Origin of the sequence: Chromohalobacter beijerinckii, from assembly GCF_023061185.1 — a bacterium.
Lineage (GTDB): Bacteria > Pseudomonadota > Gammaproteobacteria > Pseudomonadales > Halomonadaceae > Chromohalobacter > Chromohalobacter beijerinckii.
The window spans coordinates 42,342-55,813 of sequence record NZ_JAKGAK010000014.1; the positions used below are offsets into that span (position 1 = coordinate 42,342).

The 13,472-nt window shown below is 58.7% G+C and carries 14 protein-coding genes; 2 read left to right on the forward strand and 12 right to left on the reverse strand.

Features of this window, described 5'->3' with window-relative positions:
- Positions 1–31: 31 nt before the first annotated feature.
- The 12 genes from L1075_RS11340 to fliD all read right to left on the reverse strand — a co-directional run bounded on the left by L1075_RS11340 (position 32) and on the right by fliD (position 12,020).
- Complete coding sequence (locus tag L1075_RS11340; RefSeq protein ID WP_246941896.1) at positions 32–2,248, reverse strand: methyl-accepting chemotaxis protein; 2,217 nt, start codon at positions 2,246–2,248, stop codon at positions 32–34.
- 69 nt (positions 2,249–2,317) lie between these two features.
- Positions 2,318–2,812 (reverse strand): chemotaxis protein CheW, encoded by a 495-nt coding sequence (locus tag L1075_RS11345; RefSeq protein WP_040241454.1) that lies wholly within the window; start codon positions 2,810–2,812, stop codon positions 2,318–2,320.
- Positions 2,805–4,979 carry a chemotaxis protein CheA gene (gene cheA, locus L1075_RS11350; protein WP_246941898.1) on the reverse strand — a complete coding sequence of 725 codons (2,175 nt, stop codon included), beginning with the start codon at positions 4,977–4,979 and terminating at the stop codon, positions 2,805–2,807. Before cheA ends, L1075_RS11345 begins: the two co-directional genes overlap by 8 nt.
- Positions 4,980–5,003: 24 nt before the next feature.
- Complete coding sequence (gene motB, locus L1075_RS11355) at positions 5,004–5,999, reverse strand: flagellar motor protein MotB (protein ID WP_246941900.1); 996 nt, start codon at positions 5,997–5,999, stop codon at positions 5,004–5,006.
- Positions 6,000–6,001: 2 nt separating this feature from the next.
- Complete coding sequence (motA, locus tag L1075_RS11360) at positions 6,002–6,883, reverse strand: flagellar motor stator protein MotA (RefSeq protein WP_246941902.1); 882 nt, start codon at positions 6,881–6,883, stop codon at positions 6,002–6,004.
- A 156-nt stretch (positions 6,884–7,039) separates the two neighbouring features.
- Positions 7,040–7,651, reverse strand: coding sequence for a flagellar transcriptional regulator FlhC (flhC, locus tag L1075_RS11365; RefSeq protein WP_246941904.1), 612 nt, complete (start codon positions 7,649–7,651; stop codon positions 7,040–7,042).
- Positions 7,652–7,662: 11 nt separating this feature from the next.
- Positions 7,663–7,992 (reverse strand): flagellar transcriptional regulator FlhD, encoded by a 330-nt coding sequence (gene flhD, locus L1075_RS11370; RefSeq protein WP_246894500.1) that lies wholly within the window; start codon positions 7,990–7,992, stop codon positions 7,663–7,665.
- A gap of 342 nt (positions 7,993–8,334) precedes the next feature.
- Positions 8,335–8,643, reverse strand: a complete 309-nt coding sequence (locus tag L1075_RS11375; protein ID WP_246941906.1) for an EscU/YscU/HrcU family type III secretion system export apparatus switch protein — start codon at positions 8,641–8,643, stop codon at positions 8,335–8,337.
- Positions 8,636–9,856 carry a flagellar hook-length control protein FliK gene (gene fliK, locus L1075_RS15810; protein ID WP_246941908.1) on the reverse strand — a complete coding sequence of 407 codons (1,221 nt, stop codon included), beginning with the start codon at positions 9,854–9,856 and terminating at the stop codon, positions 8,636–8,638. Before fliK ends, L1075_RS11375 begins: the two co-directional genes overlap by 8 nt.
- Positions 9,853–10,236, reverse strand: coding sequence for a flagellar protein FliT (gene fliT / locus L1075_RS11385; protein ID WP_246894497.1), 384 nt, complete (start codon positions 10,234–10,236; stop codon positions 9,853–9,855). Before fliT ends, fliK begins: the two co-directional genes overlap by 4 nt.
- Position 10,237: 1 nt before the next feature.
- A complete protein-coding gene (gene fliS / locus L1075_RS11390) occupies positions 10,238–10,636 on the reverse strand; it encodes a flagellar export chaperone FliS (RefSeq protein WP_246894496.1) in 399 nt (132 codons plus the stop codon).
- Positions 10,637–10,646: 10 nt separating this feature from the next.
- Entirely contained in the window at positions 10,647–12,020 is a 1,374-nt protein-coding gene (gene fliD / locus L1075_RS11395) for a flagellar filament capping protein FliD (protein WP_281504156.1), read from the reverse strand.
- Between the two features lie 247 nt (positions 12,021–12,267).
- Here fliD and L1075_RS11400 point away from each other — a divergent pair, with 247 nt between their 5' ends.
- Complete coding sequence (locus L1075_RS11400) at positions 12,268–12,768, forward strand: hypothetical protein (RefSeq protein ID WP_040241471.1); 501 nt, start codon at positions 12,268–12,270, stop codon at positions 12,766–12,768.
- A gap of 71 nt (positions 12,769–12,839) precedes the next feature.
- Complete coding sequence (locus tag L1075_RS11405) at positions 12,840–13,454, forward strand: CBS domain-containing protein (RefSeq protein WP_040241475.1); 615 nt, start codon at positions 12,840–12,842, stop codon at positions 13,452–13,454.
- The last annotated feature ends 18 nt before the right edge of the window (positions 13,455–13,472 follow it).

The following is a 13,472-nucleotide window of genomic DNA, read 5'->3' on the forward strand; positions in this document are numbered from 1 at the left end:
TCCTGCGGCGCAGGGGACTGACGAAATTCGCTCAAAAGGACTCCCACTCTTCTTCATGTGATGCCTGGTGAGCGCCCGCCTCCTGTGATTCCTGACGCCGAGACACCAGTGAAGTCTCTTGACGCTGCGCTGAATGTGACGTCGCCTGCTTGTCGCCACTGGTACTTGCGGAGGCCTGCGGCTTGGCGAGACTCGCCGAATTCTTGTTGCGACGCACCGTTTCAACACCACTGCCGGCGAGGCGGAAGACAGCCACGGAGCGCGACAGCTCGTTGACGCTTGACTCGAGATCGGCAGCCACCGAGGCCGTTTGCTGTACGCGATGAGCGTTCTGCTGGGTGACATCGTCCATCTGCGTGATGGCCTGATTGATCTGTTCGATACCGCTGCTCTGCTCGTCGGACGCCGCAGTGATCTCGTTCATGATGTCGTTGACACGCGTGACAGAGTTGACCACCTCCTCGATGCTGCCCTCGGCCTTGCGTACCAGATCGGTACCGCCTTCGACTTCCTTCGTGGAGTTGTCGATCAGCTCGCGAATTTCCTTCGATGCTTGGGCGCTACGGCTCGCCAGGTTACGGACCTCGCCAGCGACGACGGCGAAGCCACGCCCCTGCTCACCCGCACGGGCTGCTTCGACTGAAGCGTTCAAGGCTAGGATATTGGTCTGAAAGGCAATCGAGTCGATCATCCCGACGATATCGGCTACCTGATGAGAGCTGTCGCGGATACGCCCCATGGTACTGACCACCTGCCCCATGACCTCGCCGCTCTGCCGCACCGTCTCGCTCGCCGTGCTCGAGAGCTGGCTAGCCTGACGCGCGTTGTCGGCATTCTGCTTCACGGTGGCGGTCATTTCTTCCATGCTTGAGGCCGTCTGGGCAAGCGATGCGGCTTGCTGCTCGGTCCGCGAGGACAGGTCTTCGTTGCCTTCGGCAATGTTGCGGGTCGCCGGTGTCACCACGCCCACGTTTTCGTTGACTTCCTTGACGATATTGCCAAGGCTGCGACGCATGGTATCCAGCGCACGGGTGAGGCGACCGATTTCATCTTGCTTGCCGCCTTTGAGACTGGCGCCGAGGTTACCGGCTGCGATCTGTAGTGAGAAATCCAGGGCCTCGCGCACCGGGCGCAGCGTCGAGCGCACCGTGATGATCCCTAGCACCACCAGCATGAGCAGCCCGAAGATGAAGACACCCGCCTGCCACAGCAGCATATCGTGCTGTGTCTCGGCCGCTTCTTTGGCCATGCTCATGGCATCGTTGCGCTTTTCGTCGACCAGGCTATTGAGCTGCTCGCTAACCTGATCGCGTTCGCCTTCCAACACATCGTTGTAAGCCACATAGGCTTCATAGAAGTCGCCGGCATTCAGAGTATCCAACACTACCCGCAGCCCATCGTCCAGATAACGCTGGACGGAAGCATCGAAGCTTTCTGCGGCATCACTGTGATTGGCGGGACGGCCGTCGTAATACGCGCTCCAGGTTTCGGAAAGCCGGGTCATCAGTGCTTCGGCCTCGGCCGTTACCGCTTCCATGTCACCCGACATCGGGTTGCTCACGGGCTTATCGACCAGGTTTCGACCGCTGGACATCAGCTGATCGATTTTCTGCAAGCGGGCAACGTCTTCCAGGCCTTGCTCTGAGTGTGCCTGCAACTTGTCACCGGCGCGCTGCAAGCTGACCATGGACAGGACACTGCTGACCGCTAGCATCAGCACCGCCGCGACGATCATGGTCACCAGCCGGCCCTTGAAGGTATTGAACTTGAGACCCTTGAGACGCGCCAAGACACCGGTATGCTGAATCTGGCCATGGTCGAGCTTGACCCCACGACGTTTGCCCGCTGACATGGCCGCATAGGCGCGCTCCGCATCGGCACGGGCCTTGGCAGTGGGTTTGACGCGCACCGAGGTATAGCCAACGATCTCGCCGCCTTCGAAAATCGGCGTCACGGTGGCATGCACCCAGTAGAAGTCACCATTCTTGCAACGGTTCTTAATCACCCCGCTCCAGATCTCTCCCTTCTTCAGAGTGACCCAAAAGTTTTCGAACGCCGGCGGCGGCATGTCCGGATGACGTACGAGATTGTGTGGCGCCCCCACGAGCTCTTCATAGCTAAAGCCGCTGATCTCGACGAAAGCCGGATTCGCGTAGGTGACGACCCCTTTCAAATTGGTGCGGGACAACAGGTAATCTTCATCCGCGAGCTCATGCTCGCGCTGAGTAACGGGCTGGTTATTGCGCATGATACGGTTCCCTGGTGTTCGTTTTTATTGGTTGGCGTTGGCGTTTTCTCGTGACGCCTCGCGACAGCGTTATTGTGCTTGTTGCTCGACCAATGCCATTTCCTCGCTGGTCAGCAGTTTCTCGATATCGACGATGACCAGCATGCGGTCCTCAAGACTGCCCAGGCCGCTGAGATAATCGGCGGATAACGTCTCACCGAACTCGGGCGCAGGCTTGATCTGGTCGGAGGTAAGCGTCATGACATCGGATACCCCATCAACCACGATGCCCACGATCCGGTCGGCGACGTTGACCACGATCACCACGGTCTGTCCTTCGTATTCGATCTTGTCGAGATGAAACTTGATGCGCAGGTCGACGATCGGCACGATCACGCCGCGCAGATTGGTTACGCCCTTGATGAAGTCGGGGGCATTGGCGATACGCGTTACGTTTTCATAGCCACGGATTTCCTGAACTTTCAGGATATCGACGGCGTATTCCTCGCTACCCAGCGAGAACACCAGGTATTCCTGACTTTGCGTATCGATAGCCGCTTCGGCGGCTTGGGTCATATCACTCATGAACTACGTCCTCCTGGCGTGATGCGGTTAGTTCAGCGTGCCTGGGAGCGTTGGCACGCTGACAGTGCAAGCGGTTGACATCGGCGACGTCGAGGATCAGCGCCACGCTGCCATCCCCCAGAATCGTCGCGGCGGAAATGGCCGGCACCTTGCGATAGTTGGTTTCGAGGTTCTTGACCACCACTTGTTGCTGACCGACGAGATCGTCGACCAACAAGGCATAGCGCCGCCCCTCGGCCTGCAGGATGACCGCAATGGATTGGGTCGGATCCTGCTCGGAGCCGTCTATGTTCAGGATGTCGTGCAAGGCGATCAGCGGTAGGTACTCGTCGCGTACCTTGAGCAACTTGTCGTTGCCCGCCATCGAGTAGATATCATCGTTGCTGGGCTGTAGTGACTCGAGCACTGCAGAAAGCGGCAAGATGAAGATCTCCGATCCGCTCTTGATCGACATGCCATCGAGAATGGCCAGGGTCAGCGGCAATACCACGCGGGTCGTGGTGCCTTTCCCAGGCCAAGACTGAATCTCGACGTGGCCGCCCATGGCCTGGATATTGCGCTTGACGACATCCATGCCCACGCCACGACCGGAGACGTCGCTGACCTGATCGGCGGTCGAAAATCCCGCCGCGAAGATAAGCTGCCAAACCTCGTCGTCGCTCATGCTATCGGAAACGGTCAGCCCGTTATGGGCCGCCTTGGCGAGGATCTTGTCGCGGTTGAGACCGCCGCCATCGTCCTTCACTTCGATGAGGATGTTGCCACCCTGGTGTTGGGCGGAAAGCGTCAGCGTGCCGGTGCGCGGTTTGCCGGCGGCCTCACGCGCATCAGGCATCTCGATGCCATGGTCGAGGCTATTGCGCACGAGGTGCGTCAAAGGATCGATGATGCGCTCGGTCAGGCTCTTGTCGAGCTCGGTGGACTTGCCCTCAGTGACCAGCTCGATGTCCTTGCCCAGCTTGCCGGTAAGATCGCGCACCAAGCGAGGAAAGCGACTGAACACGTAGTCCATCGGCACCATGCGGATCGACATCACCGACTCCTGCAAGTCACGCGCGTTGCGCTGTAGCAGGTTCATGCCATTGACCAGCGGCCCATGCGCGGCCACGTCGAGTTCACTGGCGGTTTGATCGAGCATGGACTGGGTAATGATCAGCTCACCGACGAGGTTGATGATCTGATCGACCTTTTCCACCGGCACGCGAATCGTCGCCGATTCCCCGCCCGCCTTTTTCTTGGCACCGCCGCCCTTGTTTCCTGGCGCCGCATTCGCAGGTTTATCATCGGCCGCTGCCTGGGCTGGTGCTTTTTCTGCGGGAGCCTTCACCTGCTCGGCAGGGGGCGCCTCGGATGCCGGTGCATCGCCCTGCGACACGGCAGGCACCGAGGCAGCCTCGGCCTGCGTCGTCTCGGTCGGTGCGGCGATCGCAGCGATGTCTAGTTGCTCAGGCTCGACGATGAAGCACATCACGGCTTCGATATCGTCGCGGCTGGAGGCACTTTCCAGCACCACCTCATAACGTGCGGCATCACCGTGCTGCTCTTTCACGGCGCCCAGATTCCCGAGTTCCTCGACGAGAAGTTCACGGTCCTTGTCGGAAACGTTCAAGAGCACGACGCGGAGCCAGCCAGTATCGGCCTCGGCGGCCTGAGCTTCATGCGCTTGATCCTCCGACGCGTCCTCACCAACCGTATTCCCGGCAGTCAGGCCTTCGGTTTCATCCGCCGCCCGCTCGGGGGGCGCGATATCGGCCTCGGGCTCGCTGCCCACGCCATGTCCCAGCTCATCCAGCGCTAGCTGTTTCAGCGTCTGACAAATACGGGCATAGGCTTCCGGATCCGGTTCGGCGCCATTGCGGTAGGCATCAAGCTGGTCGTGAAGCATATCCTTGGTTTCCAGAAAGAGGTCGACGATGTCCGTGCGTAAGGTAAGCTCGCCCTGCCTGGCATAATCCAGCAGGTTTTCGAGCATGTGCGTGGTTTCTTGCAGCACGCTGAATCCGAAGGTGCCCGCGCCACCCTTGATCGAATGCGCGGCACGAAAAATGGCGTTGAGTTGCTCCGGATCCGGCTCGTCGAGATCCAGCTCGAGCAGGTGGCGCTCCATGTCGCCCAGTAGCTCTTCGGCCTCTTCGAAAAAGGTCTCGTAGAATTCTGTTATATCCATGCTCGTTCCACGTGATCGTGATCGTTAGGGCGATGACTGATCTTGCCCTTCACCGCCACCAGTGGTGCGTTCATACACTTTCGGGAGTGCGTTACGCATTAATGAGTCGGCGCCCTGCGTCGGCGACAATCCATCTCGCCGCGTATCATCCATGCCGCCGAGTATCGTCTCGGGGTTCGCCGCGCCGGCCTCGCCCTGATCGCGGATCTGCTCGGCGGCGTGCTCCGACAACACGACGATGCTTATACGCCGATTGACCGCATCACTGGGCTGTGTCCCCTCGAGATTGACGCGTGACCCCATCCCTGCAACGCGCAGTAGCTTGCCGGAATCAAGCCCGGCAGCGACCAGGGTACGACGCGACGCGTTGGCACGGTCGGCAGAAAGCTCCCAGTTGCTATACCCAGCTTCCCCACCGGCGTAACGCAGGTCATCCGTATGCCCGGTGAGGCTAATCGCATTGGGGACCGTATTGAGCTCCGGCGCCAAAGCCTGCAAGAGATCACGCATATAAGGTGCGAGCCGGGCACTGCCCAACTCGAACATGGGTCGCTTGTCAGTATCGACGAGTTGAATACGCAGGCCCTCGGGAATGAAGTCTGTTCTCAACTGCGAGCTCATCTGACGCAGGTTCGGATCTTCGCGAACCTGGCGTTCCAAACGGTTGCGAAGCACCCTCAGACGGCGCATCTCGTCACTGGGCCGGGATTGCTGGCGAATGTCCAGGCGCCGCTCTTCGCCTTCAGAGAAAGTGGGGTCCGCTCCGCCACCGGGGATCGCGCTGGTACTTGCTGTCGACTTGTCGCCGCCTGTCATTGCCACCGCCAAGGGCGTGCGGAAATACTCGGCGATATGGTTGAGCTCGTTTTTAGGTACCATCGACAAAATCCAGAGCACCAGAAAGAGCGCCATCAATGCGGTCATGAAATCGGCGTAGGCAATCTTCCAATTACCGCCATGATGTCCCTTGCTGACCACTTTCTTGCGTTTGACGATGATCGGGCGACGCTCGCTGCTCATGCTTATCCCGTCCCGGTGCCGCGCGTGGCACTACCCTCGGCTCGAACGTGCTCCTCGAGCTCGGTAAACGAGGGGCGTTCGGCAATGAACAGTGCCTTACGCCCGAACTCTACCGCCAACTGCGGCGCCATGCCGTTGAGACTTGCCATGAGTGTCACGCGGACGCACTGCAACATCTTGATCGCTTCGGTGACTTGCAACTGCAAACGTTGCGAAACGGGAAGCACGAACCCGTACGCGAGCAAGATCCCCAGGAAAGTCCCCACCAGCGCCTGGGCGATCATTTGCCCCATCGCTGCGGCGCCTTGATCGGCCGCGCCCAGAGCATGTACCACACCCATGACGGCTGCCACGATGCCGAACGCAGGCAAGCCATCGCCAACACTGTGCAAGGTATGCACGGGGATTTCCGCTTCGTGCTGAAAGGTGTCGATCTCGTGCTCCATGAGCGTATCGATCTCAAAGGGATCCATATTGCCGCTCACCATCAGGCGCAAGTAGTCAGTGATAAACGCCATGATCAAAGGGTCATTGGAGATCTTCGGATAGTCCGCAAAAATCGCACTATCCTCAGGGGCATCGATGTCGCGCTCGATGGCCAGCATGCCGTCTCGCCGAGCCTTGGCCAGCAAGCGGTACTGTAATGCCATCAGCTCCATGTACATCGTCTTGTTGTACTTATTGGTACGTCTGAGCTTCGAGAATGTCCGTAGGGTAGCCTTGATCGCCTTGCCATTATTGGCGGCGATGAAGGCGCCTACGGCGGCACCGACGATCATGAGAATTTCGGATGGCTGGAACAGCGCACCGAAGTGGCCCCCGACGAGGGTATAACCGCCCCCGACCGATGCGATAACAACCAAATAGCCGATTAGAATCAACACAGCAGAAAGCTCCTAGCGGCATGCATGACTGGCCCGTTGATATCTCTATCGGCAGGAAGCGACACGCCTTGAATGAAAAAACGCAGAAATGCGCGTATCGCTTCCCGGTTTCGGTCGTTACCCCGGCAATCGCGACGACACTAGAGACGAAAACGCCTATCTAGCGACGAGACGTCGCGCTGTCATACCATCCGCCTCAGAAGCCGACACAGGCTGAGGACGCGGGACTGTCACCCGCTCTTCGGCCTGACGTTTCTTGCGTGTCTTGCCGGCGCGCGAAGGCGGCTGACAAATACCGCACACGAAGTCGCGATCGGGACTGTACGCGTGCGCGACGAACTGGCCACCGCAACTGGTACAGGCCGATAGCTGCATCATGCCGCTTTCGAAGAAGCGAATGAGCGTCCAGGCGCGCGTCAACCCCAGCACTGGCTCACCTTCTTCAAGGCTGACTTGCTCTAGATAAAGCTTGAAAGCCTTGACGAAGGCCGACATTCGCTCGCAACCGCAGTCTTCGAGAAGACTCCAGTAAATGTTGTAAAACAACGAGGAGTGGATGTTCGGCATCCAGGTAATGAACCAGTCAGTCGAAAACGGCAGCATGCCCTTGGGGGGCGACATGCCACGCACTTCTTTATAGAGCTTGATCAAGCGCCCACGACTCAAATCCGTCTCGGTCTCGAGCACCTGCAGGCGTGCCCCTAGATCGATCAATTCGATGGCGAGCTGCACCTGCAGCATTTCGCCCACTAGACTTTTCTCGCTCACGACGATACTCCTCAGTTCGAAGAGACGGACGGGCACTCGTTATGTGCGCTCGCCATCAACAGGGCAGCATGCGTCTGCCCCAACCCCTGCTCCCGCTGATTGTGGGTCAGCTTGCGCAGTTGCTCCGGCTCGTCATAGCAGAGCCGGCAGAGCAGTTGATTCGTTCGCGCGAGTTGTGTCAGTTGCTTGATCGACAAGGAAGCGATGAGATCCGCCATTTCGTCGTCCATCTTGAGACGAAAGAGCGCGGTGGTGCGATCTTCGCTGATCATGCGCTGCGTAAGCAGCAGGTAGGACAGGTTGATATCTTGGATATCATCCAGAAGGCTATCGGTTTCCATATAAATCCCTGCGTACGACGTTATTGTGGCGAAGGAGGCTTCTACGGCCTCTCTTCGATGAGCCAGTTTTTTGCTTTTTTCGGCTGACTCGGTACTTACTGTCGCATCATTTTGAGACGTTTCTATGAAAAGATTCAACATCTCCTACATGGAAACCAACAAAAACTTACAAAAAAAGAATGAGGTTACTCACCCATTAGTACGGCATCGACCCTGCTCAAGGGGCGGTAATACGCGAACGGCAAGGGTTGCCGGTGAATTGAAGGCCCGCCACAGCAAGTTAATTATTAACAAGCTATGTAATACGGGGTGCGTCAATAAACCGCATCCCTTCGTCGCAATTCAACGACGTGCGGACGTTTCTGACTCGGTATTCAAGCTTGCCTCTTCACGCTCCAGGTCATAGACCCAGGCCAGCAGTTCGGCAATGACTTGATACAGCATGGGCGGGATTTGAGAATCCAGATCGACCTGCATCAAAAGTGCCACCAACTCGGGGGCATCATGCACGAAAATGCCATCATTCTTGGCCGTCGAGACAATACGTTCAGCCAGGTCACCGTACCCCTTGGCCACCACCACAGGCGCCGCCGAGGTATCTTGATAGGCTAACGCAACGGCGCGTCGCCTTTCGTCGGACGTATCATTCATGACGCTCCTCACTTGGGTCGTTGTCAGGCGTACGATGCACGTCGATCACTGCCTGTACCCCTAGGGCATCCAGGCGCTCATGCAACGCCGACGCCTGTTCAGAAAGGCGCTCCAACGCCGTCCCTTCAGGCGCCGAAATCGACAACGAGGCCTGTTCGGCACGCAGCGTCATGGCGATATGCACATCACCGAGATGCGGCAAGGAAATATTCATCTCACTATGCCAGGGCGATGCGTCATGCCCCGGCGATTGCTCCTGCCCGTCGGCATCTTGACCGTCGCCTCCCGACCATTGCTGTAGGGTCATGGCTAGCATGATGCCCGGCCACAGCATGCCTTCCCAACGTAGTGTCGGCGTCACCAACATCTCCAGTTGATGGCGGACGACAGACTGCAAGGTATCGCTTTGATCCGTACCGATTTGCTGCAAGGCCGAGCTCGCCAGGGCATGGCGCTGTTCGCTCCCCAGCATCTCCCCACGCGCCGACAGCACTTCAGGAGAAGCGCCTTGCTGAGCGAGCAAGGGCGCCTCGGCGAAACGATTGACAGCGGTCGCGGGGCGCAAGGAAGTCAACGTGACCGGTGATGCCATCTCAGCCATAGCCGCACGTGAAGCGGGCGGTCCCGCGTCCCCCATACGCGCCGCATGAGGCGTTTCGGCCGTGGCAAGACCGGCTGCCGCCGACATACGCGGCGCCAACGCCATCTGCGGTTCGCGCGCCAACGCAGCCGTCGACCATTCGCCCTTCAGCCAACGCGCCAGATGCGACTCGTAGAACACGCCACTTTGTTGAATATTTTGCTGTAACTGAGACGCTAGAAGCCTCGGCGACGCCTCTCCCTCCTGGAGTAACGGCTGCGGAGAGGTAATCGATGACGGCGGCGCGGGAAAACGCGCCAGCACATCGGCAATGGTGCGCGCGGCGGTACTGAAATGCGTCGTGGATGAACCGGGCGTCGTCGCCGTATGCTCTCCCGCCTTGCCTGAAGACACGCCAGATTCGAGAAGCGCCGAGGCACGCGCCGAGATGAACTCGGCTTGTGAGGAGCCTCGCTGCTGAAAACCGCCGCCTTCACGGGTCAATGATTCGACGGCATTACTAGAGAGCACAGGCTTGACCGGTGCGGGCAGGTCGCTCGTTCGAGGCGCGTCGATACGCTGTCCCAGCACCTGATGGAGCAGCGTGTCGATAATGGGCGTGATGCTACTCACGTGTGCCCTTCAGTGCCCCGAGAGGGGCGCGTGCGCTGTGATAGCGTGCCCTGCCCTTGATTATAGGCACGTACCACCGCTTGTTGGCGCCGAGAGCTGCCGATCAATTGCGTAAGTTCCTCGCAGCGGGCATCGAGCTGGTCACGAATGGCGTGATCGTGCTCGAGAATTTCCTCGATCATGCGTGCGCAATACTGACGCTCTTGCGCATTGAGCTGTTCGCCTTGAGGTGCGCGCCGTAATGTCTCGACATCGGCCACATAGCGGGCACGCTGCTGGATCAGCGCATCCCACTCTTGGTGACGTGCGCTTTCGAGCATCGCCCGAGAAAGCTCGAGCATATTCTCATAGATGTCCAGACGCTCCGACGCCTTGCTCATGTCACGATCCATCCACTTGCGGGGCGATTTCGCGCCAGGCCGAACCGATATCTTCCAACAGATGCGCGGCCTCGTCGAGCGCGGCTTGATCGTTGCGCAAGTTGGCTCTCAGCAGTAACCGCGCGATATAGTCGTACAGACTTCCCAAGCGCTCCGAGAGTTCACCGCCTCGCTCATGATCAAGCGCCGCCGCCAACCCGTTGTTGACGATATTCAAGGCCTTGGAAATTGCCTGTCCCTTGGCAGAGATATTGCCATCCTCCATGTGCATCTTAGCGGCCCGGATAGAGGCTTGCGCGCCGTCGAAAAGCATCACGATCAACTGATGGGGACTGGCCGACATCACCCCGGATTCGACGCCAACACGGGCATAGGCCTGGGCGCCTCGCATCATATTCATAATAGTTCCCCTACTGGTTCATTTGTGCGTTCAAGCTGTCGAATTGCTGGGTCAGATAAGAACTCGTCGAGTTCATTTGCGATACCAGTGCGTCCAGATCGGCGAATTGTGTGCGGTAGCGATCTACCGTCGCATCAATGGAGGCTTGCATACTGGTATAACGCTCGCCGAGACGTTCGATAGAGGTATCGATACCACTGGTAGCCGTATCCAGCGTTCCTCCCTCATCCAGCAGGTTGCCCAACACCGTGTCCAGACTGGCGGCGAATCCGTCACTTTCTTCATCGCCGACGAAAAACGCGCTGACACTGTCGAGATTGCCTTCGATCGCTTCGTCCAAGGCCTCGTCGTCTACCTCAAGCGTTCCATCGAGCGCCAAGGAAATTCCCATGTTGGACAGCAACGCAAAATCACCGTCCCCGACATGCCCCATGGCATTGCGCAGTTGTGATTCCACACCTCGCAGGGTGGAGTTGCCGAGCAACTCCCCTGCTACTCCGGACTCAGCATCAAACGACGTCAAGCTCGACATGCTCTCTTGCAGCGAATTGTAGGCTTTGACGAAATCATTGAGGGAATCCTTGATCGCGCCGTCGTCGCGACTCAGCGTCAGGGCATCCGACTCGCCTTCATTGGTCGCTTGCAGGTCGAAAGTCACCCCTTGCAGCGCCCCCTCGACATGATTCGACGCACTGGTGATGGCGATACCGTTCACGCTCAACTGCGCATCCTGTGCGGCCACCGTTTGACGCATGTCGCTGGCCTCGGGGGCGGCGGCGTCAAAACCGAAAGCCGCCTGCAACCCCGCCTCTTCGGAGGAGATCGCGATTTGATTCGCTTCACCCGTCTCGGTGGCCGTCAGCACCAGACGCTGTGGGATATCGCTGCCATCGTTGATAATCGAAGCGCTGATGCCGGCGTCTTCTGCATTGATTGCGTCCCGCAAGCCTTCCAAAGTGTTGTTGCTATCGTCGAGGGTGATGGAAAACGCCTCGTCGCCAACGTTGAAAGAAAGTTCGCCGATGTCGAGCTCGGCCTCTGTTTCAAATCCCACAGAAGCAAGCGTCTGTGACCGGGCCAAGGCGCTGACTTCAACCTGGTAACGTCCCGGAACAGCCGTATTATCGGTCGACACGCTAACGGCATCGCCCTGCATTTTGCTGCTCAGCGCCTGGAAGGTCTCGGGATCATTGAGCGCAGTTGCCGACTCGCGTAGCGAATCCAGCCTGCTTTCCAGGCGCCCAAAGGCTGACAGCTTGGCTTCGTAGCTTTCCTTCTGTTCGGTAATCGGCTCTAGCTTCGCGCTTTCGGCCTCTTCCAGTTCGTCCAGCAAGCCACTCAAATCTAGCCCCGAGCCGACACCCAGGGAAGTAATCGTTGGCATGACATGCCCTCAGCGAATAGGTTGATCTTTTTACCATGAGGCTCGCCGACGCTAGCGCCGAAAAGACTAACTTTACGAGCGTTATTCATACATCGGCCCCACGTGCGTAAACTTTAGCGCTGGCTCGTCATCATTTCACGCGGCTTAAGGCAAGGCGACGCGTCCCGCGCCCCCGTCGACGCTGGCAATATCACGCCTCGATGAGCGATGATAGGCAATTCGAACCGACCCAGGAGCCACAGCCACGATGGACTCGACATCGCTTTTCGCCGACTACGCACGTTGGCAACGCTTTCAACGTCAAGACCAGCTCCATCGCGAACATAACGCTGCCGTGCGCAAACTGGCCGAGTCAGGCGCAATGGCGTCGCGCGTCGCCGAGGGCTACCGCAGCATGGCGGAAAAAGGTGCCTCCGAGGGCGCTTGTTACCGTACTCTCTTCCTGCGCCAGCGCCCCCATGAAGCCTGGCTGACATGCGAAGGCTGGCTCTTCGTACGCCGCGTGCTTTCAGAAGGCGGTATTACGCGCGTACGTGGGACGCTGCTTGAAAGTTTCACGCTCGAAGATGGCAGTCTCACACCTGGCGACAAGCCAGCGCTCAAGGTCACACTGGATATTTACGATGAAATTCTCGTCAAACGCACCATGAAGATGGGGTGCCGCATCGACCGTCAGGACGATGATAGAGACCTCCATTTCATTACTTTTCTCGACAGTGTACGTGGCGATCTTCGCCAGCACATGTGAATCCTGTCGCCAAGGCCTCGTTCCACGAATTCCGACGCGGCCTGGCGGCTCAGTAAGCGAGGCACTTCACCATGACGACATCCCCCACCCCGCGCCTCTATTCCACGCTGACCCTGTCGGAGCTCGACGGCGTCACCGGCATAGCTCAGCCGCGCGTTGCCCAGCACAAACTGACGCTAGACAGCCCGGCGGCGCGGCTCTTGACCGATTTCAGCACTCAGCGCGCCCAGACCATCCTGACCTCCAATACCATTTCACAGGCCCTCAACACCATGAAACAGGCAGGCGTGCGCTTGCTCATGGTGATGGGGCCGGACGGGCGATTCACCGGTGTCATCAACGCCCGCGAGCTGGTCGGAGGACGCAAGATCACCATCGCTATGCAGAAACATGACGTGCCGCGCGAGGAAGTCACCGTGGACATGATCCAGACACCGCGCGCGCAATTGCACTCACTGGCGCTAGCACAGTTGGAAAGCGCACGCGTCGGTGATCTCGTGGAAACGCTCAAGGCATCCGGTGACCAGCACTTGCTGATTACCGCACCCGGGGAGCAGGCTCCGATCATTCGCGGTTTGGTGTCGGCCTCCGATATCAGCCGGTCGTTAGGGATCGACCTCGATCATCCACCGGAAGCGCGTAGCTTCGCCGCCATTTGCCAAGTCATTCTCGGGCACGACCTGTAACGCACGCCCCACCGGTCG